The organism is Rhizobium aureum, from assembly GCF_030182495.1.
Classification (GTDB): domain Bacteria; phylum Pseudomonadota; class Alphaproteobacteria; order Rhizobiales; family Rhizobiaceae; genus Rhizobium; species Rhizobium tropici_C.
In genome coordinates this window covers 352,940-377,412 of sequence record NZ_JAQJCI010000005.1, presented here as the reverse complement: position 1 = coordinate 377,412, position 24,473 = coordinate 352,940, and the positions used below count along the sequence as shown (strand labels likewise).

Genomic DNA, 24,473 nt, shown 5'->3' with positions numbered 1-24,473 from the left:
ATGCTTGGTATCGACGATAAACGAAATTGCGGAAAAATATGCAGATGATATACGTAAATGTATGACATCACTCTCTGAACCAAGCTGGGATTTCTATCGCACCTTCCTTGCCGTGCTGCAGCACGGTTCGCTTTCGGCGGCTGCTCGCGATCTCGGCCTGACACAGCCGACGGTCGGCCGTCATATCGATGCATTGGAAAAGGCGGTCGGCGCCGAACTGTTCACGCGTTCACAGCAGGGCTTGTTGCCGACCGATGCCGCTCTTGCCCTGAAACCTTATGCCGAGACGCTGGCCAGTACGGCTGCTGCCTTGCTGCGAGCCGCCTCCGGTTCGAAAGACAAGGTCAGTGGCACGGTGCGCATCAGTGCCAGCGAGGTCATCGGAACGGAGGTGTTGCCAGCGATCCTTGCCGAACTGCAGGCAAAATATCCCGACCTCATCATCGAGCTGTCCGCTTCCGACGCGGTGGAAGACCTGCTGCAGCGTGAAGCCGATATTGCCGTGCGCATGGTCGCGCCGGCGCAGGAGGCGTTGCTCTCGCGCCATATCGGCACCATCACCCTCGGCCTTTTCGCTCATCGCAGCTATATCGAGCGGCATGGCAAACCTGAAACCCGTGAGGCTCTGCGCCGGCACAAGCTGATCGGCTTCGATCGCCAGACTGCCTACATACGGATGATGCGGAAACGCTATCCGATGCTCGACGGTGTCTCTTTCAGCTTTCGATCCGACCATAGCATCGCATTGCATAATGCTTTGCGCGCCGGTATCGGCATCGGCTTTTATCAGATCCCCTTGGCAAGACGCGACGCAAGCCTGGTGCACCTGCTGCCCGAAATCGAATTATCGCTCGACACCTGGGTCGTCATGCACGAAAACCTGAAGACATCGCCGCGCTGCCGCGTGACATTTGACGCGCTAGTCGCGGGTTTGCTTACTTACATCAAAGGTAACAACGCGGAGGAACCGTCTTGACTGTTGGAGCGGCGGTGGAGCTCGTACCATATGACCCGAACTGGCCGGATGATTTCGAGCGCATCCGAGAGCAGCTCCAACGGTTGCTGGCACCCTATGCCGTGACGATCACGCATATCGGCAGCACATCCATTCCCGGCCTCGCGGCAAAACCGCTTATCGATATCGACATCATCCTGCGCGGCTCCGCCGACGTTCCCGCCGCGACACGGATTCTGCTGAACCAAGGTTACGAGCCGCGCGGCAACCGCTATGACGATGAAGTCTGGGCATTCATGCGGCGCGACGGCATGCCGCCGGAGCGCGTCTATCTTTGTCCGCCAAACAACCGGACGCATGAACACAGGATGATCTTTCGGGATTATCTTCGGGGACACTCGGCGGAAGCAGCCGCCTATGAGAAACTGAAGCTGGAACTCGCCAAAACCTACCGGCACGATGGTGACCGCTATACTGCCGAGAAGCGCCACTTCATCGAAGTGATCATCGAAAAGGCAGTTGCCGAACGCCAAGCCTAGGATAGCAGCGCAGCGGTTTTCCGTCCGCAATTGCGGAAGAGCAAAGAGACAGGACGGTTTGGTGAATCCGTGAAGCGCTGAACCGCGCTAGGCACCAGGCGCCGTATCGATCGGCGGAAAATGCCTCTGGCCGTCGAGAACCTCCGTTTCCGGACGGTCGCCGCCATCGGCATATTCCTCATGCCATTTGCCGCTTTCGTCCTGCCAGCTGATTTCGGCCGAGTCGCCGCCGACTTGCTGTTCAGCCGCAACGATCCGCGCGGCCTCCACAGCTTCGGAATGCGTGGGAAACGCCTCCGAATAAACATCGCGGAAGCGATAGGCCCACCCACCGTCATGCGGCACAATTTCGTACACGACCTTGACCATTCAAACCTCCTTCTCATCTGCCAAGACCTCTGAATCCGGACGTTGCCGGCGGGATCGCGTGCATCTGAGACGGGTTTCGAGGATGCCGCGGCATTTTGGTTGGGCAGACCTATTCGTGCAGTATTCCATTAAACCGCGCCAACTGCAAATTTCGGCTCCTGCTTGGGCGCTTGATGTGCGAAATCATTGCTTTAGAGTGCAACCGTGAATCGGCGCAAAGGTTGGGACAAAGGTCGGGAAAGTGGTCGCAGCAAAATGGCTTAGGCAGGAAAAAGCCCTGTTGGTCGCATTGGCAATTGCCGTCATTGCCTATGTCGGCGAGCATTCCGTGCTCGAAATGGGACAAGCTGCATCGATGATCGCGGCGGCGGCATTGATCGCAACGATTGTGCTGGCTTCCATGCGCGTCGCTCATCATGCCGAAACCCTTGCCGTCAAGGTCGGCGACCCCTATGGCACGATGATCCTCACCCTGTCGGCTGTCGCCGTCGAAGTCATCATCCTCGCTATCATGATGAGCGGGGAAAGCTCGCCGACTCTGGTGCGCGACACGATCTACGCTGCCGTCATGCTCGATATCAATGGCATCCTCGGCCTCGCCGCTCTTCTTGGCGGCCTGAAACATGGCGAACAGCCCTACAATGATGATTCCAGCAAGACCTATGGCGTGATGATCCTGACAGCCATGGGCATTTCGATGATCGTGCCGGAATTCATTCCCGATGCGAAATGGCATTATTATTCCGCCTTCACCATCGTCGCGATGATTGCGCTCTATGCGCTGTTCCTGCGCATGCAGGTCGGCAAGCACAGCTATTTCTTCAGCTACAGCTATCCACGCACCGAGAAGAAGCATGCGGCAGCCGAAGAAGATCACGACAACGAATCCACCGCCACCTCGATCGCCACCATCCTGATCGGCGTCGTGCTGATCGGCTTGCTGGCGGAATTCATGTCGGCTTTCATGGATACCGGCCTCAAGGGCACGGGAGCACCGCCCGCCATCGCGGCCATCGTCGTCGCGGCGATTTCGGCGGCTCCAGAAATCCTGACGGCATTGCGGGCAGCCCTGCGCAATCGCATGCAGGCAACGGTCAATATCGCGATGGGCGCCTCGCTATCGACGGTCATCCTGACGGTGCCCGTCATGGAGGCGATTGCGCTTTATACCGGCCAGCCCTTCATCATGGCCATGGCGCCGGTGCAGACGGTCATGGTGATGATCACGCTGATCGCCGCCGCCATCAACCTCAACGATGGCGAAACCAATGCCATCGAGGGCATGACCCATTTCATTCTCTTCGCCACTTTTATCATGCTGACAGCGCTCGGACTTTGATTCGGATTTCAAGGACTTGCGCCGACGGGCCGATTCAAATTGCGAAGCGCTTGAATCAGTTGATGAAGCTGAAACCGGCAGCCTGAATGTAAAAAGCCCGCCATCTCTGGCGGGCTTTTCAATTGAACGATTATGGGCCGCTTACTTGCAGGCGCCGCAGAAGCGCTGGATGCGGCGGCAGGCTTCCTCGAGCAGCTCTTCCGAGGTCGCATAGGAGATGCGGAAGTTCGGACCGAGGCCGAAAGCCGAACCGTGCACGACGGCCACACCTTCCGATTCCAGCAGCTCGGACACGAAGTCCTCGTCCGTCTCGATGACTTTGCCGCTCGGAGCCGTCTTGCCGATCAGGCCGGCGCAGGACGGATAGACGTAAAAGGCGCCTTCCGGAACCGGGCAGGAAATGCCCTTCGCCTGGTTCAGCATCGATACGACGAGATCGCGGCGACCTTCGAAGATCTTCTTGTTGCGCGGAATGAAGTCCTGCGTGCCGTTCAATGCCTCGACGGCTGCCCACTGGGCAATCGAGGTGGCCCCCGAGGTCTGCTGACCCTGGATCATGTCCATCGCCTTGATGAGCTGCAGCGGGCCGGCGGCATAGCCGATACGCCAGCCGGTCATGGCATAGGCCTTCGAGACGCCGTTCATCGTCAGCGTGCGGTCATAGAGGCTCGGCTCGACTTCGACCGGCGTGGCGAATTTGAAATCGCCATAGGTCAGGTGCTCGTACATATCGTCGGTCAGGATCCAGACATGCGGATGCTTGACCAGCACGTCCGTCAGCGCCTTCAACTCGGCATGCGAATAGGCAGCGCCCGACGGGTTGGACGGCGAGTTGAACATGAACCACTTGGTCTTCGGCGTGATCGCCTTTTCGAGGTCGGCCGGCTGAAGCTTGAAGTTGTTGGCCTGCGTCGTGGCGACGAAAACCGGCGTACCGCCGCACAGCGACACCATTTCCGGGTAGGAAACCCAATAAGGCGTAGGGATGATGACTTCGTCGCCCGGGTTCAGCGTCGCCATGAAGGCGTTGAACAGGATCTGCTTACCACCCGTGCCGACGATGGTCTGCTCCCAGGTGTAATCGAGATTGTTCTCGCGCTTGAATTTGGCGGCGATCGCCTTGCGCAGTTCCGGGATGCCGGAGATCGGCGTGTACTTCGTCTCGCCGCGATTGATCGCGTCGATGGCGGCCTGCTTGATATTATCTGGCGTATCGAAATCCGGCTCACCGGCGCCGAGGCCGATCACGTCGCGTCCTTTTGCTTTCAGCTCGCGCGCTTTCTGGGAAACGGCGATGGTGGCAGAAGGCTTTACACGGGAAAGAGCGTCGGCAAGAAAGGCCATGGTGATCGGTCCTATTCGGTTGAAAATGGCAGAAAGCCTGCGGACCAGTTTTCTGCGCTAAGCTCTATGTCGAATATGGACCGCCGTTTCAAGCACAAAGGCGTCACAGTGGCTTTATTTCATGGCGTTCAGGACCGTCCGCGCACCCTTTTCTTACCCAGCTAGAGGCATGGTCGAGAGAGCACGCCTCACTTTTGCTCGGGTAGCATCGACCGCAGCCAGGCATCACCAAACTGTCCGACCTTGAATCATCACGCGAAGCACCTGAATCAAACTCTGAAGACAGTGGAAATTTCCAATATAGATCAGATACTTCTCCGAGATTGGCTTCTCCCGCCGCTCGTCCGGCGCCTCTTGCATGGGAAATACCTCCGCCTGCAGACAGGATCGGCAGATCCAAAAAGCGTCCTTTCGCCGGAAGCAGGAACACAAAGACGTTATCGGTTCCGCGGTCAGGCTTGAATGGCAGTCGAACGGTCCCACCTTGCAAAAGCGAGCCTATGGGGAGGTCAAACACATGCGCACTGCCGGAACGGGATTTTCGATGACCTTGATGGCCTGCGCCCTGCTGACGGCAACGTCGGCGCTTGCCGAACCTGCAGAGACCATCAAGACGCAAAAGATAGACGTGAAGGTCGAAGCAATCGCCACAGGGCTCGAACACCCCTGGGCGGTCGAAGTTCTGCCGGATGGCGCCTATCTGGTCACCGAACGCCCTGGCCGCATGCGCCTTATCCGCGATGGCAAGATCTCCACTCCCCTATCAGGCCTGCCCGAGGTCTATGCGCGCGGTCAAGGCGGCCTGCTTGATGTCGCGCTCGACCCGAAATTCGCCAGCAACCGCACCCTCTATTTCACCGCCTCGGTGGCGGGCGACGGCGGGAGCGGCACGGCCGTCTTTCGTGCCCGGCTGTCGCAGGACGAAAAACAGTTGACCGATGTGAAGCGTATTTTCCTGATGAACAAGCTCTCGCGCGGCAATATCCAGTATGGCTCGCGTATCGCGATTGCCCGCGACGGCAGCCTCTTCGTCAGCCTCGGCGACCGTGGCCAACAGGACCGCGCCCAGGATTTTCAGGACGACGCCGGCTCCATCATCCATATCGAGGCCGACGGCAGCATCCCCGCCGACAATCCGTTCAAGGACGGGAGGCGTGCCTTGCCGGAAATCTGGTCCAAAGGCCATCGCAATCCGCAGGGCGTCACGTTCGACAGCCAGACGAACAGGCTCTATACGGCAGAACACGGCGCCAGGGGCGGCGATGAGATCAACACGCCCGAAGCCGGCAAGAACTATGGCTGGCCAGTCATCTCCTACGGTGTCAATTATTCCGGCACAAAAATCGGCGTCGGCACAGCAAAGGCCGGCATGGAACAACCCCGCTTCTATTGGGATCCTTCGATCGCGCCCGGCGCCATCGCCGTCTATCGCGGCAAGATGTTTCCCGAATGGAACGGCGATTTCCTCGTCACGGCCCTGAAGTTCGAGCTGCTCTCACGGCTGAGCCAGGACGGCAAGGGCAAGATTGGCGAGCGAGAACGCATGTTCGACGGCAAATTCGGCCGCCTGCGCGATATCACGGTCGCACCCGATGGCGCCCTGTTGATCACCACCGATGAAGAGGATGGTGCGCTCCTGAGGGTTTCGAGGGCTGCAGCGTAATTCCAAGCGCTCCGCGTTTAACACCATTCGCCCTTGTCCGGCGCAAAAGCAGCTGCTAACGGTCGCCTTACTCCTTCCTCACTTCCTCCCCTTCACGCAGGATGCAGATGTCTCGCATACAGGCGAATTTGTTGTTGTTGCTTGCCGCCGCAATCTGGGGCGGCGGTTTCGTTGCGCAATCGACAGCCATGAAGGCGATCGGTCCCTTCTGGTTCATCGGCCTCAGATTCGCCGTTGCCACGATGGTCGTCCTGCCTTTCGTTTGGATGGAAAAAAGGAAGGCCGCAAAGCCGCTGACGCCTCGCAACTGGCTCTCCTTTTTGCTGATCGGCGTCACGCTTTTCGGAGGTGCCGCGACCCAGCAGATCGGGCTTCTGACGACGACAGTGACGAATTCGAGCTTCATAACCGGTCTTTACGTGGTCTTCGTACCGCTGATTGCCGTTATTTTCCTGCGCCGGCCGCCGCATTGGATCATTTGGCCGGCGGCTTTGATGGCGCTCTGCGGCATCTATCTGCTGTCGGGCGGCTCCTTCTCACGCCTGACAACAGGCGATTTCCTGACCGTCATCTGCGCGCTCTTCTGGGCGGCGCAAATTACCCTTGCCGGCTCGGCCGTCAATGAAACCGGCCGGCCACTTGGTATTTCCGCAACGCAGTTTGCCGTCACCGCCGTTCTCGCCCTGGCCGTCGCGGTCGCCGTCGAACCGATCAGCATCGCCGATATAAGGGCAGCGCTTGGCGAGATCCTGTATGTCGGCATCTTTTCATCCGGCCTGGCCTTTGCGCTGCAGATCATCGGCCAGCGCTACACGACCGCCCCCCAGGCTGCGATCTTCCTGTCTTCGGAAGCATTGTTCGGTGCTTCGCTCGGCGCCTTGCTGCTGGGCGAAACCATGGGTCCGCTCGGCTATGTCGGCTGTGCCCTGATGTTTACCGCGATGCTTGCAGTCGAACTCGTGCCGGAATTAACCCGCCGTCGCCATGCCACGGCGTAAAAAAGCCCTGAAATGCGTGCTTCCGTCGGCTTTCAGCAGACTTTGCCGAAATTTTTCGGAACAATCGAAAATGAGCGCTCACACCCGTCGATTTGGGAAAATTTCATCAAAACTATATCGCGAGCGATGGAAAAACCTTGGAAACTTGTTTCAAAGAGGGAAAATTTGCGAATCGCAATAACACAATCGCATTACGCTAGTGTGCCTCTTGCGACACGTTAAAAAACTTTTGCTTGCCAATTTGCCATAAACACAGCACTCTCAACGGTGTTCGGGCATTTTTAGAGCATGGGAAGTCCTAATAGAATTGCGCGCCGGAAACGCTAATATTCCGGTCAGCTTGATCGAGAAGCGGGGTGGCAAACATCGCATCGAGATCATGCCGAGTTACGGGGACCTTTTCCTTCAAAATTCGAGAACTGCCTGCAAGCGCCCGCAAGGGCAAAGAAGTAATGCTGCCCGTGTGGATGGTGGGCAGAGAGAAAAGGACCTGAGGCATGGCCGAGACTGGCACTGTAAAATTTTTCAATACCGATAAGGGCTTCGGTTTCATCAAACCTGACAAGGGTGGCGCGGACATCTTTGTACACATTTCTGCAGTTCAGGCTTCTGGTCTGGCTGGATTGTCGGAAAACCAGAAGGTAAGCTTCGACACGGAACCGGATCGCCGCGGCAAGGGACCGAAGGCCGTCAATCTTCAGATTGCCGGCTGAGACGCCTTTACGGCTATCAATTCGAGTTGAGGCCCGGCAGCGATGCCGGGTTTTGTCATTCAGTCTGCATTCAGTTTGCCGCGTATAGTCTGCCTGCCATGAAAGAGCGGGAATGAAAGTCCTCCCGCTTCCTTAGAGGATAGGCCAATGACCATACTCGGCAAAACGCTTGTCATGTCCGCCGTCGCCGCGGCACTGACGGTAACGTCCATGAGCGCCGCGTCCGCTGATGAATACTGGCGTCATCACAACCGCGACGGTTGGGCGCTCGGCGCTGCCGGGCTGGCCACCGGCCTGATCGTCGGCTCCGCCATCGCCAGCCAGCCACGCTATGTCGAGCCTGCACCGGCCTATGTCGAGCCCGGTTACGACGCGCCTCCCCCGGCTTACTATTATCGCCCCCCTCCGCGCCGCGTTTATGTCGAGCGGGATGTGAGCTACTACGCGCCGCCGGTTTCCGGCCTGCGCCCTTGGTCCTCCGCCTGGATGCGCTATTGCTACGACCGCTATAGAAGCTTTGACGGCCGCTCCGGCACCTATGTCGGCTATGACGGCATGCGTCACTTCTGCACCGCCGACTGACTGGCGATCGGCCACTGACCTCATATGACGAAAAACCAAAGCGCCGCTTCCGAGCGGCGCTTTTTATAATCCTCGCAGGAAAGGATTGGTGCGGCGCTCGTCGCCGATCCGGCTGCCCGGGCCATGACCGCAGATAAAGCCGACCTCGTCACCAAGCGGGAAGACCTTGTCTCGGATCGATTCCAGCAACTGCTGGTGATTGCCGCCAGGCAAATCCGTTCTCCCGATCGAGCCGTTGAACAGCACGTCACCGAGATGGGCAAAGCCCTGCTTCCTGTTGAAATAGATGACATGGCCAGGTGCATGGCCGGGGCAATGGAACACCTCGAACTCATGCTCGCCGAAAGAGAGCGTGTCGCCCTCCTCCAGGAAGCGGTTCGGCACGACATTGCGCACGCCGGTAATGTTGAACATCTTGCCCTTGGCTTCGATGTCCTCCAGCAGGAAACGATCGTCCTCATGCGGACCGACCACTTCGATCCCAACCGCCTCGCGCAGCTCGTCGGCGCCGCCGGCATGATCGATATGGCCGTGAGTCAGCCAGATCGCCTTCAAGGTGATGCCGTTCTCGCGCACGGTCTGCAGGATGATATCGACATCGCCGCCCGGATCGACCACGACACCCTCTTTGGTCTCCGGATCGAACAGGATGGTGCAATTCTGTTCGAAGGGGGTCACCGGAATGATACCGGCCTGGAGCATGCCCATGGAGCGCCTCGTCTGTTTGATCGTCCTGCTGCGGATATAGCCGTAAACCTCAAGCAAAACAGCCCCCACCGGCTTCAAAGCGGTGCGAAAGCCGATCTCCGACCCGCAGAACGGCGAGTAAATATATAAGATTCAAACACTTAACTGTGCATTCATTCAACGATAGCGCCATCAAGACAGGCCAGCCGGAACACTGAAGCAGCCGAAACGTTGAAGGTAGGTCTTTAGAGGCCAGAAGGAGAGAACCAATGTCCTTGAAGAGAAACATGTTGCTGGCCGGTGTCATCCTTGCTGGCAGCGCGGGCTTGGCCCAGGCTGAAATGTCGGCAACCACCGCCACCGACATTGAAGTTCGCTCCGGCCCGGGCGCGGAATTCCCGACCGTCGGCGTCGCAACGCGCGGATCCGAGGCCACGCTGGATGGCTGCATCGAAGGCAGCCGCTGGTGCCGTGTCGATGTCAACGGCATGCGAGGCTGGGTCTATGCCCAGTATCTCAGCGTCGAACAGAACGGTGCATCGGTGGTCGTCCAGGACCATCGCGACGATCTCGGCATTCCCACCATCACCTACGAACAGACCGATTCCGTTACGACCGGCAGCGTCCAGGCCGCGCAGCCTAGCCCGGATGACCAATTGCTCGGCCCCGTCGAGAAGGGCAATGTGGTGGCGATCACGCCGCCTGAGGAAATCCGAAGCTATATCGATGACAATCCGGTCGATACGGTCCAGCTGAACGGCGACCTGGTCGTCGGCGCCACGGTTCCGCAAAGCGTGGAGGTGCACCGGATTCCAGACTATCGGTACAGCTATGTCGAAGTGAATAACCAGCCGGTGCTGGTCGATCCAGGGACGCGTCGCGTCGTCTACGTCTATCGCTGATTCGGCCGCAAAGTCGAACAAGATGGCGAAATTGCCTTGCGGCTATCCGGCCGCAGGCACACATGGCGAATTTCCCCGGAAATTATTGCAGAATTCTCCCGTTTGGGTTGCCCTTCTATTTGCAGCGATCCTTGCTTGATGTAATTCTAATATCCACTGAGGATTATCGCCGCTTCCTGCTGCAGCAATCCGGGATGCGACGAGAGGGGATCCGGGAGTGTCTTCCGGAGCAATGGGAGAAGGGTAGTCATGGAAAGTTTAGGGCCTATCATCACGCAATTGATCGCCGGTGCGATCGGTGGCAACGCCGCGAGTGCCGTTTTGAAGCAGGAAGGGATAAACCTTGTTGCAAGAACGATCGCAGGTGCCATTGGCGGCCTCGGCGGCGGTCTGATCCTTAATCTGATCGGCAGCGAAGCCCTTACCGGCCTCATTGCGCAAGGCATATCCTCGCTGATCGCCGGCGGCGTGCTTTCCGCCATCGTCGGCGCGGTTCTCGGCCGCAAGTCGTAAGTTCATCAAATCGCACAGGCCGGCGGAGCAACTTGTCCGGCTTGTGCCGATTCTCATGCTGGTACACCCGGTATCGGCCCCCACCCATCTGCGCCTCGGAATGGGGATCGCAGCGAATCTCGACAGAGCCGCATCGAATGCCGCCATTCGTTTGCATTCATACGGCCTCTCTCCCCGCCATGCCCGCAAAGATCGCCTTCACCGTCACATCGGGGGTTGATTATCGCTTCCACCGCGCTCTATCCACGAGATGCAGCAGGGGACAATACGAGATATATTGGAATTTGGCGGGACCGCAGGTCTGATTTCCGATGCGGCAACGTCGTTTGCGCCGTGCGGCAATTGTGTGAAAACAGTCGATGGCGTAAAAATGCGTCAACGAAGCTGACATATTTTTGCATAAGTTTCCCCGATGCTCCAAAATTGGAAAGGAAGTGCCAGGGTGCCACGACAGATGAGCCAGAACGCGGCAAAGATGGAGCTGCTGGAAACACCGATGCGGAATGCGGGAAGCATCGATTTTGAGGTGATCGAGCTGCTTTTCTTCGCCTATCGCGATTTCGTTTCGGATCCGGATCAGATTCTCGTCAAGAGCGGCTTCGGGCGCGCTCATCATCGCGTCGTCCATTTCGTTAACCGCGAACCCGGCATGACTGTTGCGGACCTTCTGGAAACATTGCAGATCACCAAACAGAGTTTGGCGCGGGTTCTCAAACAATTGATCGATTCGGGTTATATTCGGCAGGTTGCCGGTCCGGAGGATCGGCGGCAGCGAAAGCTGTACCCCACGCGGGCCGGCCGCGATCTGGCTCTGGCGCTGGCCGAGCCGCAATCGCGCCGCATTGAACGGGCATTCGAAGGCGCATCGGAAGCGACGCGCGAAAGTGTGAAACGCTTCCTGAGGGGAATGCAGACCGAGAAGTGACGGCAATCCAGACCGCGGGGGCCGGCGGGAGTGCCTCATCTCAATCTATGGGTAGGACAGGATCGAGACGGATCGAATGACGACAAAAACAGCAATCTCGGATGATGCAGCACATCTTCTGGTCGTGGATGACGACACGCGTATCCGCGCCCTCCTCAACCGCTACCTGATGGAGAAGGGTTTCCGGGTGACGGCTGCCGCCGACGGCGCCGAGGCCCGCCGCAAACTGGAAGGGCTCGATTTCGACCTCATCATCATGGATGTGATGATGCCCGGCGAATCCGGGATCACGCTGACATCGAGCCTGCGCGCCATCAAGAACATTCCGATCATCATGCTGACGGCGCTTGCCGAAGCCGACTCCCGCATAGCGGGCCTCGAGGCCGGCGCGGACGATTATCTGCCGAAGCCCTTCGATCCGCGCGAGCTGGTGCTGCGCATCAACAACATACTTCGGCGCAATACTCCCGCCGATTCCCCAAAGATCGAGCTCGTGATGTTCGGCCCCTATACGTTTTCGCTGACCCGCAAGGAACTCAAGAAGGCGGCGGAACTCATCCGTTTGACCGATCGCGAACAGGAAATCATGCTGCTCTTCGCGAAGCGCGCCGGCGAGACGATCCCGCGCCACGAACTGATAGGCAGCGATGCCGAAGTGGGCGAGCGGACGATCGACGTGCAGATCAACCGGCTGCGCCGCAAGATTGAAGACGATCCGGCCAACCCTATCTGGCTGCAGACGGTGCGTGGCATAGGCTACCGCCTGAGCATAGACTGAGATCGGCCAGCGGGATCAGGCGATGGTGACTTTCGATTCGATCAGGCGCGACCAGGACCACACGCCTTCCAACGGATTCCGGTGGCTGACGCGCTGGCTGCGCCGGTATGTTCTCCCAACCGGTCTCTATGCGCGTTCGCTGCTGATCTTCATCCTGCCGATGATCATCCTGCAGGCAGTCGTCACCGTCGTCTTCATGGAGCGCCACTGGCAGATGGTGACGCAGCGGCTGTCGATGGCGACCACACGCGACATCGCCGCCATCATCAGCATCATCCAGACCTATCCGCAGGATGCCGACTATTCCGCTGTCACCCAGATGGCACGCCAGAAGCTCGATCTGGCCATTTCGATCGAACCGGGTGGTGAACTGCCGCCGCCTGCCGAAAAGCCGTTCTTCTCGATCCTGGATGGCATTCTGAGCGATGAGATCCGCGATCAGATCAACCTGCCCTTCTGGATCGACACCGTCGGCAATTCCAGCCTGGTCGAGATCCGCATCAAGCTGCCCGACAAGGTGCTGCGCGTCTTCGCCAAGCGCAGCCAGACCTATGCCTCCAATACTCATATCTTCATTCTGTGGATGGTCGGCACCTCACTGGTGCTGATCGGCATCGCCGTGCTTTTCCTGCGCGGCCAGATCCGCCCGATCCTGGCGCTGGCTCAGGCCGCGGAAAGCTTCGGCAAGGGACAGCGGCTGGAAAACTATTCCCCCCGCGGGGCCGACGAGATACGCCGCGCCGGCCTCGCCTTCATCCTGATGCGCGAGCGCATCGAACGGCAGATCGAGCAGCGCACGGCCATGCTCTCCGGCGTCAGCCATGACCTTCGGACGGTGCTGACCCGTTTCAAGCTGCAGCTCGCCCTTGTCGGCGACAATCCCGATCTTGTCGGCCTCAGCGAGGATGTCGAGGACATGCAGAGCATGCTCGAGGGCTATATGGCCTTCGCCCGCGGCGAGGCGGAGGAAGATGTCGGTCAATTCAAACTCAGCGATATCCTTGAAAAGATCCGACAGGACTTCACGCTGCATGGCAAATCCATGAGCTTCTCCATCGACGGCGACGATGAGATCTCCGTCCGGCCCAATGCCTTTACGCGCCTGGTGACCAATCTCGCCACCAACGCCCGCCGCTATGCCAACAGCCTCCGCGTCGAGGCCCGGCACAGCGCCAAATGGCTGACGATCGTCTTCGACGACGACGGACCCGGCATACCTGTCGAAGCGCGAGACGACGTCTTCAAGCCGTTCTTCCGGCTGGATACCGCGCGCAATCTCGACAAGTCAGGCACGGGCCTCGGCCTTGCCATCGCACGCGATATAGCCCGCAGCCATGGCGGCAATGTCACGCTCGGCGACAGCCCGCTCGGGGGCTTGCGCGCAACGATCCGCATTCCTGCTTGAGGGGGACATTTATGCCGATCGATATTGATGGCATGCACTGGCTGAACGCACCGCCGCTGTGGGAAATGAACCAGGGCCGGCTATTCGTCCGCTCCGGCAGCAAGACCGATTTCTGGCAGGAAACCTATTACGGCTTCCATCGCGACGACGGCCATTTTCTCGGAATACCCCGCCGTGGCGATTTCACCGCCGAAGTGACGTTCATCGGACATTATCGAGAGCTTTACGATCAAGTCGGCCTCATGGTCCGCCACGACGCCAGGCATTGGATGAAATGCGGGATCGAATATACCGACGGCGCCAAGCATTTCAGCGTCGTCGTCACCAACGGCAATTCCGACTGGTCCGCTTTCCGGCTCGATCACGACTTCGACGCCATATCCGCGCGGGTCACGCGCAACGGGGATGCCCTCTTCATCCAGTACCGCACCGACCGGATGAGCGAGTGGCGCATGGCAAGGCTCGCCTGGTTCGATCCGACGCTGGAGGACCTATTGGTCGGCCCGGCCTTCTGCTCGCCGCAGCGCGAAGGCTTCGAGGCGGAGTTCCTCCATTTCAGCCTGACCGACCCAGTATCACGGGATATTCACTGAGCGCCTTCGCCCCAGCGGGGAGAAGGTGGGCTGGAACGATTGAGCAAAGCGAAATAGCGACAGCTCGGATGAGAGGGCGGCCGAGCAAAGCGACGCAGGCTTGAGCACAAATGAAAGGCCGCGTTCCCGGCAACGCCCCTCACCCCGCGCCTACGCGCGACCCTCTCCCCGCTGGGGCGAAGGTAACACTTTCACATCATCTTCTTGCCGTTCGGCACCGGCTGGGTCACCGCGGCCAACACGATCGCGCCGGATTCGTCTTCGAAGCCGAGGGTCAGCACCTCGGAACGAACCGGCCCGATCTGACGCGGCGGAAAATTGACGACGGCCAGCACTTGCCGGCCAACAAGAGTTTCCGGCGTATAATGCACGGTGATCTGCGCAGAGGAGCGCTTGATACCGATTTCCGGCCCGAAATCGATCTTGAGCTTGTAAGCGGGCTTGCGCGCTTCCGGAAAAGTCTCCGCTTCGATGATCGTGCCGATGCGGATGTCCACCCGCTCGAAATCGCCGTAAGTGATTTCTTCCGTCATCTCTTGCCTTTAAAATTCAGCCGGCCAGTTCCTGTGCCCGCTTGCGGGCCGCTTCCAGGGCCGCATCGAACAATGGCTGCATGCCGTCTTCCGCCATCAGCACGCCGAGCGCCGCAGCGGTCGTCCCGCCGGGAGACGTCACGTTCTGGCGCAGGCGCGAAGCGTCGTCGGGAGACTGGTGCAACAGTTCACCAGCCCCCGCGACGGTTTCCCGTGCAAGCCGCATGGCGAGGTCCGCCTGCAGGCCGAGCTTCCGGCCCGCCTCCGCCATGCATTCGACGAGATAGAAAACATAGGCAGGTCCGCTGCCCGAAACCGCAGTCACCGAGTCGATGTCGGCCTCTTCAGGCACCCACTCAACGGGGCCGGACACTTTCAACAGATTGTAAACCAGCTGCCGCTGGCGATCGCTCACCTCGGCATTCGCGAAAGCCCCGGTCACGCCCCGTCCAACCATGGCGGGCGTATTCGGCATGGCTCGCACCATCGCCGCCTCTCCAAGGTGCCGTTGAAGCGAGGAGAGCGTCTTGCCCGCGGCAATGGAGACGACGACCGTCCCCTCGCCCACAAGCGATCTGAGCGGCGGCAGGACCGCATCCATGAGCTGGGGTTTGACGGCAATGAAAAGAACGCCGGCCGTCAGCCCGGCTGGAGCTTCGGTGACATGGCTGGCACCCGCATCCACGATCATTTTCCGCATCGCCTCGGCCGGATTGGGATCGACGACGATGACCGACGATCCCGGCACACCGTTCTTCAGCCATCCCGTCAGCAGAGCGCCACCCATATTCCCCGCGCCGATCAGCACGATCGGCCCGGAGGATACGAATGTATTGGCGGATGATTGACCTGTCATGTCACGCTTCGCCCACCGTTTCGAAAAGCACGGCTTCCATGGCGCGGTTCGCGTCGAGCCCGGACCATACCACGAATTGGAAAGCCTGATAGTAGGCCTCGCAGGTGTCAAGCGCATTGGAAAGCAGCACTTCCACCTGCCGGTTGGTGGGCTCGGCCCCGCCGGACAGCAAGAGCGACTGCCGGAAGATGACGATATCTTCCTGACGCCAAAGATCGAAATGACCCATCAGCACCTGTCCGTTGATGCAGGACAAGAGCTTGATCACCTCGTTGACACGCGGATCAGGAACCTTGACATCGAATGCGCAAGCTATGTGCAGCGCCTCGAACTCCTCCATCCAGGAAAAAGAGACGTGATAATCGGTCCATCGCCCTTCGACCGTCATGGCGATTTCATCCTCGCCCGACCGCTCGAACGACCAGTCGTTATTGGCAGCAACGAACTCGATCATGTCGACCGGATTCGATTGTCGTTCGACTTCCATTTCCATAAGGCTCATGCAGCACCTTCTTGACCGGAACGATTGCAGTTTTCCCGTGACCCAACACTGAAAGAACGCAAACAGTTTTACTCCGGAAACATATTCGGGATGATGTTGAACGGCTGCCAGACTAACGCTTCCACCATGCCCGGGGCTTACCAAGTCCGTTTCGAATCATCATTTAAAATCAGTGTATAGCGGCATGCCCGGCATGCCAGCCCCCGAACATCGATTTTGGAAACGGCACTGTGGAAAGCTCTTCCGACGTCTATTCAGAAGGGAGTCATAACCGACTCTGGCGATTGGCTTTTTTGCCTATGTCCACAAGTGGAAAAACAGACGGAAATTTTCAGAGGAAAAAGGTGCGGCAAGCGGGTGCCGCACCGGTCGGCGCGCGGAAGATCGAACTTACTTGCCCTTGGAAGCGAGCTTGGCTTCCAGCGCTTCGATTCTTGCGAGCAGTGCATCGTTCTCATCGCGCGCCTTGATCGCCATTTCGCGAACGGCCTCGAATTCCTCGCGCTTGACGATGTCCATGCTGTTCAGCCAACGCTCCGCATGGGCATTGAAGGCCGTCTCTATCTCGCGGCGCACGCCCTGGGCAGCACCGGCGGCATCGGTCATCAGCTTGGCGAATTCATCCAGGATTCGGTTCGGTCCTGTGCTCATGGCAGTCTCCTTGCGGCCGTCGGCCCTCAACGGTCAGGCATCGATATGGGCCAGATAGTCTTGAGGTAAGATTTCCAAGGGGCCGATGCAAGCAAATTGAGATAGGACGGGACAATGCCCCTCCGGATCACGGACGCAGCAACAAACGACTTGACCGTTTCGATAGCGAACGCCATGTTCCGCGCACATTTGGATACTTAGCATGGTCCTGTTCCGAAATGGCACGGTACTTTCGGGAACATGCTGCAACGGGCCTGACGATCTTGCTGACATCCGCCAATCTCGCCGCCATCCTGCCTTTTCCTGATATCGATCCGATCGCTATCAACCTCGGCCCCGTCCCGGTCCATTGGTACGGCCTCGCCTATGTGGCGGGCATCCTGCTGGGATGGCTCTATGCAAGATGGCTGGTCGACAGCGGCAGGCTCTGGCTGAACGACACCGCACCGATGACGCGCCAACACCTGGATGACTTCATTCTCTGGGTCGCCTTCGGCATCGTCCTGGGCGGCCGCATCGGCTATATTCTCTTCTACGACCTCGATCAGGTAATCGCCAATCCGATCCGCGCGGTCCAGATCTGGAAGGGTGGCATGTCCTTCCATGGCGGTTTAATCGGCACGACCATCGCCATGTTTTTGTTTGCCAAACGCAGCGGGATTCCGGTCTGGAGCCTGTTCGATATCGTCGCTGCAGCCGCGCCGGTCGGCCTCTTCTTCGGCCGCATCGCCAACTTTATCAACGGCGAGCTTTGGGGACGGGTCACGGACGTCCCCTGGGCCATGGTCTTCTGCAGCCCGCATGTGATCGCTGCCCATAACGGCGTCTGCCCTGCAGGTCCCGACCCGCGCCACCCGAGCCAGCTTTATGAAGCCGGCATCGAAGGCATCATTCTCTTCCTCGTTCTCTTTGCCCTCACGCGCTGGGCGCTGGCACTGAAGAAACCAGGCACGGTCAGCGGTATTTTTGTCATCGGCTATGCCTTCTCGCGTATTTTTGTCGAATTCTTCCGTCAGCCTGACGAACAGCTCGGCTATCTGCTCGGCACGAATTGGCTGACCATGGGCATGGTACTGTCGCTTCCGATGGTCGCCATCGGCCTTTGGGCTGTGATCCGCGCCCGTCAGGCAGCGATCAGGCAGATGGTTTGAGGTGGGGTCAATATCGCGTGGTCTTTTCAAAAGAGGCTCCCAGCCTGTCAGGACCGCGCATTAGCGAAAGCAAAGAATGACGACGGCGCTCGGTGAAAAAATCAAAGCCATCATCCGAACCAACGGGCCATTGAGCATCACGGATTATTTTTCGCTGTGTCTCGCCGATCCGGTGCATGGTTATTACAAGACGCGCGAACCCTTCGGCCAGTCCGGCGACTTCGTCACGGCACCCGAAATCAGTCAGCTTTTCGGCGAGATGATCGGCGTCTTCATGGTGCACGCCTGGCAGCGGCATGGAACGCCGGTCGAAGTGCGTCTCGTCGAAATCGGCCCGGGCCGTGGCACGATGATGTCGGACATGCTGCGCGTCATCGGCAAGCTGGCTCCGCCGCTCTATGATGCCATGACGGTCCATCTCGTCGAAACCAGCGAGCGCCTGCAGGGCTTCCAGCAGCAGACCCTCGAAGCCTACGGCGCAAAAATCTCCTGGCACACGGATTTCGCCGACGTGCCGGAAGGCTTCACGCTGATTGCCGCCAACGAACTCTTCGATGCCATTCCGATCCGCCAGTTCGTTCGCACCGCCAATGGCTTTCGCGAGCGCGCCGTCGGCCTCGACGTCAACGACGAGCTGACCTTCACGACGGGTGTCGCCACGCTCGATCCCGCGCTTCTTCCGGACGGCAGGCTTCCGCCGGTCGGCACGGTATTCGAGATCGCCCCTGCCCGCCAGGCCGTCATGACGACGATCTGCGACCGGCTGGCGGCGCATGGCGGTACGGCGCTCGCCATCGATTACGGTCACATGGCGACAAGCTTCGGCGACACGCTGCAGGCCGTGCGCATGCATGAATACGACCCGCCGCTGGAACATCCCGGCGAAGCGGATCTCACCAGCCATGTCGATTTCCAGCATCTTGCGCAAACCGCGCTCGCCTCCGGCATCCACATCAATGGCTGCTGTCATCAGGGCGATTTCCTCGTCGGGCTCGGTCTGCTCGAGCGCGCAGCCGCCCTCGGACGGGACCAGGATGCAGCAACGCAGGAGAACGTCCGCATCGCCGTAGAGAGGCTCGCAGGCGCAGGCGAAGGCAAGATGGGAGAGCTTTTCAAGGTGCTGGCCGTTTCCAGCCCGGCAATCGATCTCCTGCCCTTTCGCCCTGTCGGCTGAATCCCCACTATCGATCCGGCGGATTGACAGTGCGCGTAGGCCTGGGCCAACATCGCCGCGGAGATAGAACTGCTTCGCCGCGGCTGCGTTATGTCAAGCACGATAGGCAAAACCAGATATCAAGGGACGTTCCAGTTGCCGACACCACTTGCTAGCACGCTGCTGAGCGCCGCCGAGGCTGCCGGCATCCGCCATGGCTATTTCACCCGCGCCGGCGGTATTTCGGAAGGTCTCTATCGCGGATTGAACGTCGGGCTCGGCTCGAACGACAATCGCGACCACGTACAGGAGAACCGGCGCCGCGTCGCCAGCTGGTTCGGGCTCCCGCTCGATCAGCTTGCCACCGTGCATCAGGTCCATTCGCCCGATGTCGTAACCATCGGCGCACACTATGACGGCAGCCGGCCGCAGGCCGACGCGATGGTGACCGCGACGCCTGGTATTGCGCTTGGCGTGCTCGCCGCCGATTGCGGCCCCATTCTCTTCGCCGATCCGGAAAATCGGGTCATCGGCGCCGCCCACGCGGGCTGGAAGGGCGCTCTGACCGGCGTCCTGGAAAACACCATCGATGCGATGGAAGCACTTGGCGCAAGACGCGAGACGATCGTTGCCTGCCTCGGCCCCTCTATCAGCCAGTCGAGTTATGAGGTCGGCCCCGAATTCGTCGAACGTTTCCTCGCCCATGATCCTGGCTATGCGCGATACTTCGCCCCTTCGGAGCGAGACGGCCACGCCATGTTCGATCTGCCGTCCCTAACCGTCGATCGCCTGCGCAAGGCTGGCGTCACGGCTGAAAGCCTGAACCTCTGCACCTACCCGGATCCGGAACTCTTCTTCTCCTATCGGCGCACGACCCATGCCAGGGAGCCGGATTACGGTCGACAGATTTCCGCCATCGCCATCGGGAAGGCAGCTTGATATGGCCCTGCATTTCGAACGCAGCGAATACGATGCTCGTCTGGCGCGGCTGCTGGCGAGGATGCAGGAAGAAAAGCTCGATGCCATGCTGCTCTTCGCCCAGGAGAGCATGTATTGGCTGACCGGCTACGATACGTTCGGCTATTGCTTCTTCCAGGCCTTGGTCGTCAAAGCGGACGGTTCCCTGACGCTTCTGACGCGCTCGGCCGATCTGCGCCAGGCACAACTCACATCCGTTATGACAGACATCCGCATCTGGGTCGATCGCGTCAACGCCGATCCGACGCTCGATCTCAAGGAGCTTTTGTCCGATCTCGACCTCCTCGGAACCCGCATCGGCGTCGAATACGATACCCATGGCATGACCGGCCGAGTAGCCCGCCTGCTCGATCAACAGCTTGCCAGTTTCGGCCAGATCGCCGATGCCTCCTATCTGATAAGCGGCCTTCGCCTGACGAAGAGCCCTGCGGAAATCGTCCATGTCGAACGCGCCGCCGCACTGGCCGATAATGCTCTGGACGCAGCCCTGTCTCTGATAAAGCCCGGCTCGGACGAAGCCGACATCCTCGCCGCCATGCAAGGCGCCATCTTTTCCGGCGGCGGCGATTACCCCGCCAACGAATTCATCATCGGCTCCGGCGCGGAAGCCCTGCTCTGCCGCTACAAATCCGGACGCCGCAAGCTCGACGCCGATGATCAGCTGACGCTTGAATGGGCTGGGGTCGATGCCCACTACCATGCGGCCATGATGCGCACGATCGTCATCGGCAATCCCAGCCATCGCCACCGCGAACTCTACAGCGCCTGCCTGGAAACTCTGCAGGCGATCGAGACGATCCTCATGCCGGGGCACACCTTCGGCGACGTCTTCGACATGCATGCCAAGATCATGGATGAACGCGGCCTTGCCCGGCATCGGCTGAACGCCTGTGGCTATTCGCTCGGCGCCCGCTTCTCGCCCTCCTGGATGGAGCATGAGATGTTCCATATGGGCAATCCGCAGGAGATCCAGGAGAACATGTCCCTCTTCGTGCACATGATCATCATGGATTCCGACAGCGGCACGGCAATGACCCTCGGCCAGACCTATCTGACGACATCGCAAGCCCCGAAAGCCCTTTCCCGCCACCCTCTCGAATTTCTTAACCGTTAGGGGCGTAAGATAGCGATCCTGGGCGGTCAGGCCGTCGGGAGAAAGGATCGCGTCGATGGGATTGGTCAGGATAACGTTGACTGTCGCCGGCATTTGCCTCGCGCTCTCCGCCTGCAACACCACGGACGCCCTGACACCGCCCGAGGCGATCGGCGATGCCGGCTCGAGCCCGGTCACGCAGCGCGATGTCGAACGCATGGCCGCGGCACCCCAGCGTCGCCAGACCTATCAAGGCTCTCAGGAGAGCTACGGTTATCAGCAGCAGACCTCGCAGCAAGCCTATCAGCCGCAAACCTACGGCGGTGGCGGCACGCTCGATGAACAGGCATCGGCTCTGAAATCGAACGGCACCAATCCTTATGCCTCCCGCCCGCTCGACGGTTCCCGTACCGCATCCATCGCGCCTGCCAACAATCAGTTCTCAGAGGCCGACGAGCAACGCGAGGCCGACCGGCGCCTGTCGGAAGATCCGCCACCACCACAACAACAGGAACAGGCTGCGGATGATCAGCCGCCGCAACAGCAGGCATCCCTGCCGCCGGCAGCTGCGGCCGGAGGCAACAGCATCCGTTTCCTGCCGATCATCGGTGCGCCCGTCGATGCCGTCACGCCGCTGTCGCGCCAGCTCGGCGCCGACGCCCGCGCCCTCGGCCTGACGATCAAGAGCTCGAGCGATTCCAGCGCAGCCTATATTCTCAAGGGCTATCTCTCGGCTTTCGAGGACGGTCCGCAGATTTCGGTGACCTATGTGTGGGATGTACTCGATGGCAACGGCAACCGCGTACACCGCATACAGGGTTCGGAAAGCACGCCGCTGAAGCGCGGCGACCCATGGTCGGCCGTTCCTCCGACCGTCATGCAGAAAATTGCCTCCAAAACCATGTCGGAATTCAATTCTTGGCGCGATTCCAACGGTGGATAGCCATAAGCTTTTCAGAAATATGAAAGCTAACGCGCATCTCCCCCTTGCATTCGAGAGCAAGGCGGTTAAAAGCGCGGCTATCAGGTTGGTAACAGGCGGGCCACAATGAAGGTTTTCGCAGGCAATTCGAACCGGCATCTCGCCGAAGCGATCTGCAATTATCTCAACGTTCCCTTAGGCAAGGCCAGTGTCAGGCGCTTCGCGGACCAGGAAATCTTCGTTGAAATCCAGGAGAACGTGCGCGGCGAGGACGTATTCGTCGTCCAGCCGACCTCATTCCCGGCCAACGATCATCTCATGGAACTGTTGATCATGATCGACGCCATGCGGCGCTCTTCGGCGCGACGCATCACGGCGGTCCTTCCCTATTTCGGCTATGCCCGCCAGGATCGCCGCGCCTCCGGTCGTACGCCGATCTCGGCCAAGCTGGTGGCCAATCTGATCACCGAGGCAGGCGCCGACCGCGTTCTCACGCTTGACCTGCACGCGGGCCAGATCCAGGGCTTCTTCGATATCCCGACGGACAATCTCTATGCGCTGCCGATCCTGACGCGCGACATCAAGGCGAATTACGATATCGGCAACGTCATGGTCGTTTCCCCGGACGTCGGCGGTGTCGTGCGCGCCCGCGCGCTCGCCAAACGCCTCGACTGTCTGCTGGCGATCGTGGACAAGCGCCGTGATCGCCCGGGTGAATCCGAAGTGATGAACATCATCGGTGAAGTGGAAGGGAAAGACTGCCTGCTGATCGACGACATCGTCGATTCCGGCGGGACGCTCTGCAACGCGGCCGATGCTCTGCTCGCAAAGGGCGCGGCAAGCGTCACCGCGTATATCACCCACGGCGTGCTCTCCGGCGGCGCCGTGACGCGCGTGGCCAACTCGCAGCTGAAGGAACTGGTGATCACCGATTCCATTCAGCCGACGACCGCCGTGCAATCGGCGCCCAACATCCGCGTCATCACGACGGCAACCCTCATCGGCGAAGCCATCAACCGCACCAGCCAGGAAGAATCGGTTTCAAGCCTGTTCGATTAAGGCTAGAACGACATTTCAGACGGCCTTAGCGCTCGCCGGATGTGCCTGCTTCCATGCCAGCAGACCAATTCCGATCAGGCCGGAAACGAAGACGGCCGCCCCCGATCCCATGATCGAAGGTCCGATGCCGAACCAGGCAAACAGGCTCGGCGACATCAGATAGGCCAAAAGCAGGCCCGTAAAGATCGCGCACATCAGCAGACGATAGACCTGCGCCAGCCTATGCGGCTCACTGCGCGTCTGCATCAGATGCAGCATGGCAAGGTTCTCGAACGGACCGTTGATCGCCGCAAAGCAGGCGACGATCATCAGCCATATGCGGTCATGCATCAGCGGCAACAGGAAGACTCCTGCTCCGAAAATGAGCTTTGCCGCGACGATCCAGACCACCGGCCGGCGTGGCCTGACGCTGCTTAGGATCAGATTTGTCGTCAGGTTGCCGACGCCATAAGCGGTCATCATCAGGCTATAATCGGTCAGCGGATCGGCGCTGGTTTCGCGCAGATGCAGGATCATGCCGAGCAGGATTCCCATGGCCCAGGCGATATTTCCCATCAGGTTGGTGAACAGGCCATAGAGGATCGCCGCATGGCCTCGCGCTGCGCGCCATCCACCGAGAACACCATCCACGACAGCGGCCATTCCGGAAAATTCGCGCCGTCGCGGGGCCGCCGGCAGCCTTGCCACCGCCAGCCAGACCGCAAGCGCCGAAAGCCCGAAAGTCGCTGCAGTCACGGTGAAGAATTGCGATTTCGGTAGAAACCCGTTCACCAGTGCGATCAGGCTCGGGCCGAGAATGCGCGCCATGCGGCGGGTGGCGTCGAACAGGCCGTTTGTCGCATGGCGGACGTCCGGATCGACCGCAATCCTCGGCAGCGTTGCCTGCAGCGACGGATCGAATGCTGATGTGAGCAAGGCGATGCACCCGGCAAGCACCATCAGTAGCGGCAGGCTCATCATATGCAGAAGCCCGGCGAGCGACAGCATCAGCAGCAGAGCCGCCCGCATGAGATCGCTCGCGATCATCGTGGTGCTGTGGCGCCAACGATCCGTGACGATGCCGCCGAAAAGACTGCCGATCAGCAGCGCGCCGGATTGCAGCGCGGACACATATCCCGCATCGCTGCCGATGAAATCGGCCGCGATCCAGACGACCGCGACCATGTAGAATTCGGAGCCTGTCGCCGCCAGCACCTGACCGGCCCATAGAAGCGAAATCGAGCGCTGGCTGAGTGGCTTCAGGACAAACATGATCGCATTCTGATTTGAG

At 59.7% G+C, this 24,473-nt stretch carries 27 protein-coding genes; 19 read left to right on the top strand and 8 right to left on the bottom strand.

Going from position 1 to position 24,473, the window contains the following annotated elements:
• Window positions 1-61 precede the first annotated feature (61 nt).
• A complete protein-coding gene (locus PH552_RS15940) occupies window positions 62-976 on the top strand; it encodes a LysR family transcriptional regulator (RefSeq protein WP_285166130.1) in 915 nt (304 codons plus the stop codon).
• Window positions 973-1,494 carry a GrpB family protein gene (locus PH552_RS15935; protein ID WP_285166129.1) on the top strand — a complete coding sequence of 174 codons (522 nt, stop codon included), beginning with the start codon at window positions 973-975 and terminating at the stop codon, window positions 1,492-1,494. Before PH552_RS15940 ends, PH552_RS15935 begins: the two co-directional genes overlap by 4 nt.
• An 87-nt stretch (window positions 1,495-1,581) precedes the next feature.
• On the opposite strand, the gene PH552_RS15930 is transcribed toward PH552_RS15935, so the two are convergent.
• Window positions 1,582-1,863: a DUF2188 domain-containing protein gene (locus tag PH552_RS15930; protein ID WP_112344101.1), complete on the bottom strand. Its 282-nt coding sequence runs from the start codon at window positions 1,861-1,863 to the stop codon at window positions 1,582-1,584.
• A 337-nt stretch (window positions 1,864-2,200) separates the two neighbouring features.
• Here PH552_RS15930 and PH552_RS15925 point away from each other — a divergent pair, with 337 nt between their 5' ends.
• The gene (locus tag PH552_RS15925) at window positions 2,201-3,202 is read left to right on the top strand and encodes a calcium:cation antiporter (RefSeq protein WP_483315497.1); all 1,002 of its coding nucleotides are present in this window, start codon (window positions 2,201-2,203) and stop codon (window positions 3,200-3,202) included.
• 141 nt (window positions 3,203-3,343) lie between these two features.
• Here PH552_RS15925 and PH552_RS15920 read toward each other — a convergent pair whose 3' ends face one another.
• Window positions 3,344-4,546, bottom strand: coding sequence for a pyridoxal phosphate-dependent aminotransferase (locus tag PH552_RS15920; protein WP_113251104.1), 1,203 nt, complete (start codon window positions 4,544-4,546; stop codon window positions 3,344-3,346).
• 517 nt (window positions 4,547-5,063) lie between these two features.
• On the opposite strand from PH552_RS15920, the gene PH552_RS15915 reads away from it, so the two are divergent.
• The 4 genes from PH552_RS15915 (at window position 5,064) to PH552_RS15900 (ending at window position 8,502) form a co-directional block, all read left to right on the top strand.
• Complete coding sequence (locus PH552_RS15915; protein WP_285166128.1) at window positions 5,064-6,209, top strand: PQQ-dependent sugar dehydrogenase; 1,146 nt, start codon at window positions 5,064-5,066, stop codon at window positions 6,207-6,209.
• A 107-nt stretch (window positions 6,210-6,316) separates the two neighbouring features.
• On the top strand, window positions 6,317-7,207 hold the full coding sequence (locus PH552_RS15910) for a DMT family transporter (RefSeq protein ID WP_112344105.1): 891 nt from the start codon (window positions 6,317-6,319) through the stop codon (window positions 7,205-7,207).
• Window positions 7,208-7,704: 497 nt separating this feature from the next.
• Entirely contained in the window at window positions 7,705-7,920 is a 216-nt protein-coding gene (locus PH552_RS15905; protein ID WP_004116423.1) for a cold-shock protein, read from the top strand.
• Window positions 7,921-8,067: 147 nt separating this feature from the next.
• Window positions 8,068-8,502, top strand: coding sequence for a BA14K family protein (locus PH552_RS15900; protein ID WP_112344107.1), 435 nt, complete (start codon window positions 8,068-8,070; stop codon window positions 8,500-8,502).
• 63 nt (window positions 8,503-8,565) lie between these two features.
• Here PH552_RS15900 and PH552_RS15895 read toward each other — a convergent pair whose 3' ends face one another.
• Window positions 8,566-9,210, bottom strand: a complete 645-nt coding sequence (locus tag PH552_RS15895; RefSeq protein ID WP_285166127.1) for an MBL fold metallo-hydrolase — start codon at window positions 9,208-9,210, stop codon at window positions 8,566-8,568.
• A gap of 248 nt (window positions 9,211-9,458) precedes the next feature.
• Between PH552_RS15895 and PH552_RS15890 the strand changes: the two genes are divergently transcribed.
• The 6 genes from PH552_RS15890 (at window position 9,459) to PH552_RS15865 (ending at window position 14,305) form a co-directional block, all read left to right on the top strand.
• Window positions 9,459-10,091 (top strand): DUF1236 domain-containing protein, encoded by a 633-nt coding sequence (locus PH552_RS15890; RefSeq protein WP_285166126.1) that lies wholly within the window; start codon window positions 9,459-9,461, stop codon window positions 10,089-10,091.
• Between the two features lie 249 nt (window positions 10,092-10,340).
• Window positions 10,341-10,604, top strand: a complete 264-nt coding sequence (locus PH552_RS15885) for a hypothetical protein (RefSeq protein ID WP_112340719.1) — start codon at window positions 10,341-10,343, stop codon at window positions 10,602-10,604.
• 454 nt (window positions 10,605-11,058) lie between these two features.
• Entirely contained in the window at window positions 11,059-11,529 is a 471-nt protein-coding gene (locus PH552_RS15880; protein WP_210260745.1) for a MarR family winged helix-turn-helix transcriptional regulator, read from the top strand.
• A 76-nt stretch (window positions 11,530-11,605) separates the two neighbouring features.
• Window positions 11,606-12,307 carry a response regulator gene (locus PH552_RS15875; RefSeq protein ID WP_112340717.1) on the top strand — a complete coding sequence of 234 codons (702 nt, stop codon included), beginning with the start codon at window positions 11,606-11,608 and terminating at the stop codon, window positions 12,305-12,307.
• A gap of 22 nt (window positions 12,308-12,329) precedes the next feature.
• Window positions 12,330-13,712 carry an ATP-binding protein gene (locus tag PH552_RS15870; protein ID WP_112340716.1) on the top strand — a complete coding sequence of 461 codons (1,383 nt, stop codon included), beginning with the start codon at window positions 12,330-12,332 and terminating at the stop codon, window positions 13,710-13,712.
• 11 nt (window positions 13,713-13,723) lie between these two features.
• Entirely contained in the window at window positions 13,724-14,305 is a 582-nt protein-coding gene (locus tag PH552_RS15865; RefSeq protein WP_285166125.1) for a DUF1349 domain-containing protein, read from the top strand.
• A gap of 191 nt (window positions 14,306-14,496) precedes the next feature.
• On the opposite strand, the gene PH552_RS15860 is transcribed toward PH552_RS15865, so the two are convergent.
• From PH552_RS15860 to PH552_RS15845, 4 genes are all read right to left on the bottom strand, one after another.
• Window positions 14,497-14,838 carry a tRNA-binding protein gene (locus PH552_RS15860; protein WP_285166124.1) on the bottom strand — a complete coding sequence of 114 codons (342 nt, stop codon included), beginning with the start codon at window positions 14,836-14,838 and terminating at the stop codon, window positions 14,497-14,499.
• 16 nt (window positions 14,839-14,854) lie between these two features.
• Complete coding sequence (gene proC / locus PH552_RS15855; RefSeq protein WP_285166123.1) at window positions 14,855-15,694, bottom strand: pyrroline-5-carboxylate reductase; 840 nt, start codon at window positions 15,692-15,694, stop codon at window positions 14,855-14,857.
• Between the two features lies 1 nt (window position 15,695).
• Entirely contained in the window at window positions 15,696-16,196 is a 501-nt protein-coding gene (locus PH552_RS15850) for a type III secretion system chaperone family protein (RefSeq protein ID WP_112340712.1), read from the bottom strand.
• 390 nt (window positions 16,197-16,586) lie between these two features.
• Window positions 16,587-16,847, bottom strand: a complete 261-nt coding sequence (locus PH552_RS15845; RefSeq protein ID WP_112340711.1) for an accessory factor UbiK family protein — start codon at window positions 16,845-16,847, stop codon at window positions 16,587-16,589.
• 263 nt (window positions 16,848-17,110) lie between these two features.
• Here PH552_RS15845 and lgt point away from each other — a divergent pair, with 263 nt between their 5' ends.
• The 6 genes from lgt (at window position 17,111) to PH552_RS15815 (ending at window position 23,203) form a co-directional block, all read left to right on the top strand.
• A complete protein-coding gene (lgt, locus tag PH552_RS15840; protein WP_285166176.1) occupies window positions 17,111-17,998 on the top strand; it encodes a prolipoprotein diacylglyceryl transferase in 888 nt (295 codons plus the stop codon).
• Between the two features lie 76 nt (window positions 17,999-18,074).
• Window positions 18,075-19,172 (top strand): class I SAM-dependent methyltransferase, encoded by a 1,098-nt coding sequence (locus PH552_RS15835; RefSeq protein WP_285166122.1) that lies wholly within the window; start codon window positions 18,075-18,077, stop codon window positions 19,170-19,172.
• 90 nt (window positions 19,173-19,262) lie between these two features.
• A complete protein-coding gene (pgeF, locus tag PH552_RS15830) occupies window positions 19,263-20,090 on the top strand; it encodes a peptidoglycan editing factor PgeF (protein WP_483315494.1) in 828 nt (275 codons plus the stop codon).
• Between the two features lies 1 nt (window position 20,091).
• Window positions 20,092-21,243, top strand: a complete 1,152-nt coding sequence (locus PH552_RS15825) for a M24 family metallopeptidase (protein ID WP_285166120.1) — start codon at window positions 20,092-20,094, stop codon at window positions 21,241-21,243.
• Window positions 21,244-21,298: 55 nt separating this feature from the next.
• Window positions 21,299-22,165, top strand: coding sequence for a hypothetical protein (locus PH552_RS15820; RefSeq protein WP_285166119.1), 867 nt, complete (start codon window positions 21,299-21,301; stop codon window positions 22,163-22,165).
• A gap of 105 nt (window positions 22,166-22,270) precedes the next feature.
• Window positions 22,271-23,203 carry a ribose-phosphate pyrophosphokinase gene (locus PH552_RS15815; RefSeq protein ID WP_112340706.1) on the top strand — a complete coding sequence of 311 codons (933 nt, stop codon included), beginning with the start codon at window positions 22,271-22,273 and terminating at the stop codon, window positions 23,201-23,203.
• A gap of 15 nt (window positions 23,204-23,218) precedes the next feature.
• Here the strand turns inward: PH552_RS15815 and PH552_RS15810 are convergent, their stop codons facing one another.
• Window positions 23,219-24,454 carry an MFS transporter gene (locus PH552_RS15810; protein ID WP_285166118.1) on the bottom strand — a complete coding sequence of 412 codons (1,236 nt, stop codon included), beginning with the start codon at window positions 24,452-24,454 and terminating at the stop codon, window positions 23,219-23,221.
• Window positions 24,455-24,473 lie beyond the last annotated feature (19 nt).

Coding starts and splice junctions, on each gene's coding strand:
- pgeF (WP_483315494.1), top strand. CDS start 19,263: ATGTCAAGCACGATAGGCAAAACCAGATATCAAGGGACGTTCCAGTTG.
- PH552_RS15875 (WP_112340717.1), top strand. CDS start 11,606: ATGACGACAAAAACAGCAATCTCGGATGATGCAGCACATCTTCTGGTC.
- PH552_RS15930 (WP_112344101.1), bottom strand. CDS start 1,863: ATGGTCAAGGTCGTGTACGAAATTGTGCCGCATGACGGTGGGTGGGCC.
- PH552_RS15810 (WP_285166118.1), bottom strand. CDS start 24,454: ATGTTTGTCCTGAAGCCACTCAGCCAGCGCTCGATTTCGCTTCTATGG.
- PH552_RS15925 (WP_483315497.1), top strand. CDS start 2,201: ATGGGACAAGCTGCATCGATGATCGCGGCGGCGGCATTGATCGCAACG.
- PH552_RS15835 (WP_285166122.1), top strand. CDS start 18,075: ATGACGACGGCGCTCGGTGAAAAAATCAAAGCCATCATCCGAACCAAC.
- PH552_RS15870 (WP_112340716.1), top strand. CDS start 12,330: ATGGTGACTTTCGATTCGATCAGGCGCGACCAGGACCACACGCCTTCC.
- PH552_RS15850 (WP_112340712.1), bottom strand. CDS start 16,196: ATGAGCCTTATGGAAATGGAAGTCGAACGACAATCGAATCCGGTCGAC.
- PH552_RS15910 (WP_112344105.1), top strand. CDS start 6,317: ATGTCTCGCATACAGGCGAATTTGTTGTTGTTGCTTGCCGCCGCAATC.
- PH552_RS15880 (WP_210260745.1), top strand. CDS start 11,059: ATGAGCCAGAACGCGGCAAAGATGGAGCTGCTGGAAACACCGATGCGG.
- PH552_RS15885 (WP_112340719.1), top strand. CDS start 10,341: ATGGAAAGTTTAGGGCCTATCATCACGCAATTGATCGCCGGTGCGATC.
- PH552_RS15905 (WP_004116423.1), top strand. CDS start 7,705: ATGGCCGAGACTGGCACTGTAAAATTTTTCAATACCGATAAGGGCTTC.
- PH552_RS15890 (WP_285166126.1), top strand. CDS start 9,459: ATGTCCTTGAAGAGAAACATGTTGCTGGCCGGTGTCATCCTTGCTGGC.
- PH552_RS15920 (WP_113251104.1), bottom strand. CDS start 4,546: ATGGCCTTTCTTGCCGACGCTCTTTCCCGTGTAAAGCCTTCTGCCACC.
- PH552_RS15895 (WP_285166127.1), bottom strand. CDS start 9,210: ATGGGCATGCTCCAGGCCGGTATCATTCCGGTGACCCCCTTCGAACAG.
- PH552_RS15865 (WP_285166125.1), top strand. CDS start 13,724: ATGCCGATCGATATTGATGGCATGCACTGGCTGAACGCACCGCCGCTG.
- PH552_RS15940 (WP_285166130.1), top strand. CDS start 62: ATGACATCACTCTCTGAACCAAGCTGGGATTTCTATCGCACCTTCCTT.
- PH552_RS15815 (WP_112340706.1), top strand. CDS start 22,271: ATGAAGGTTTTCGCAGGCAATTCGAACCGGCATCTCGCCGAAGCGATC.
- proC (WP_285166123.1), bottom strand. CDS start 15,694: ATGACAGGTCAATCATCCGCCAATACATTCGTATCCTCCGGGCCGATC.
- PH552_RS15915 (WP_285166128.1), top strand. CDS start 5,064: ATGCGCACTGCCGGAACGGGATTTTCGATGACCTTGATGGCCTGCGCC.
- PH552_RS15860 (WP_285166124.1), bottom strand. CDS start 14,838: ATGACGGAAGAAATCACTTACGGCGATTTCGAGCGGGTGGACATCCGC.
- PH552_RS15825 (WP_285166120.1), top strand. CDS start 20,092: ATGGCCCTGCATTTCGAACGCAGCGAATACGATGCTCGTCTGGCGCGG.
- PH552_RS15900 (WP_112344107.1), top strand. CDS start 8,068: ATGACCATACTCGGCAAAACGCTTGTCATGTCCGCCGTCGCCGCGGCA.
- PH552_RS15820 (WP_285166119.1), top strand. CDS start 21,299: ATGGGATTGGTCAGGATAACGTTGACTGTCGCCGGCATTTGCCTCGCG.
- PH552_RS15845 (WP_112340711.1), bottom strand. CDS start 16,847: ATGAGCACAGGACCGAACCGAATCCTGGATGAATTCGCCAAGCTGATG.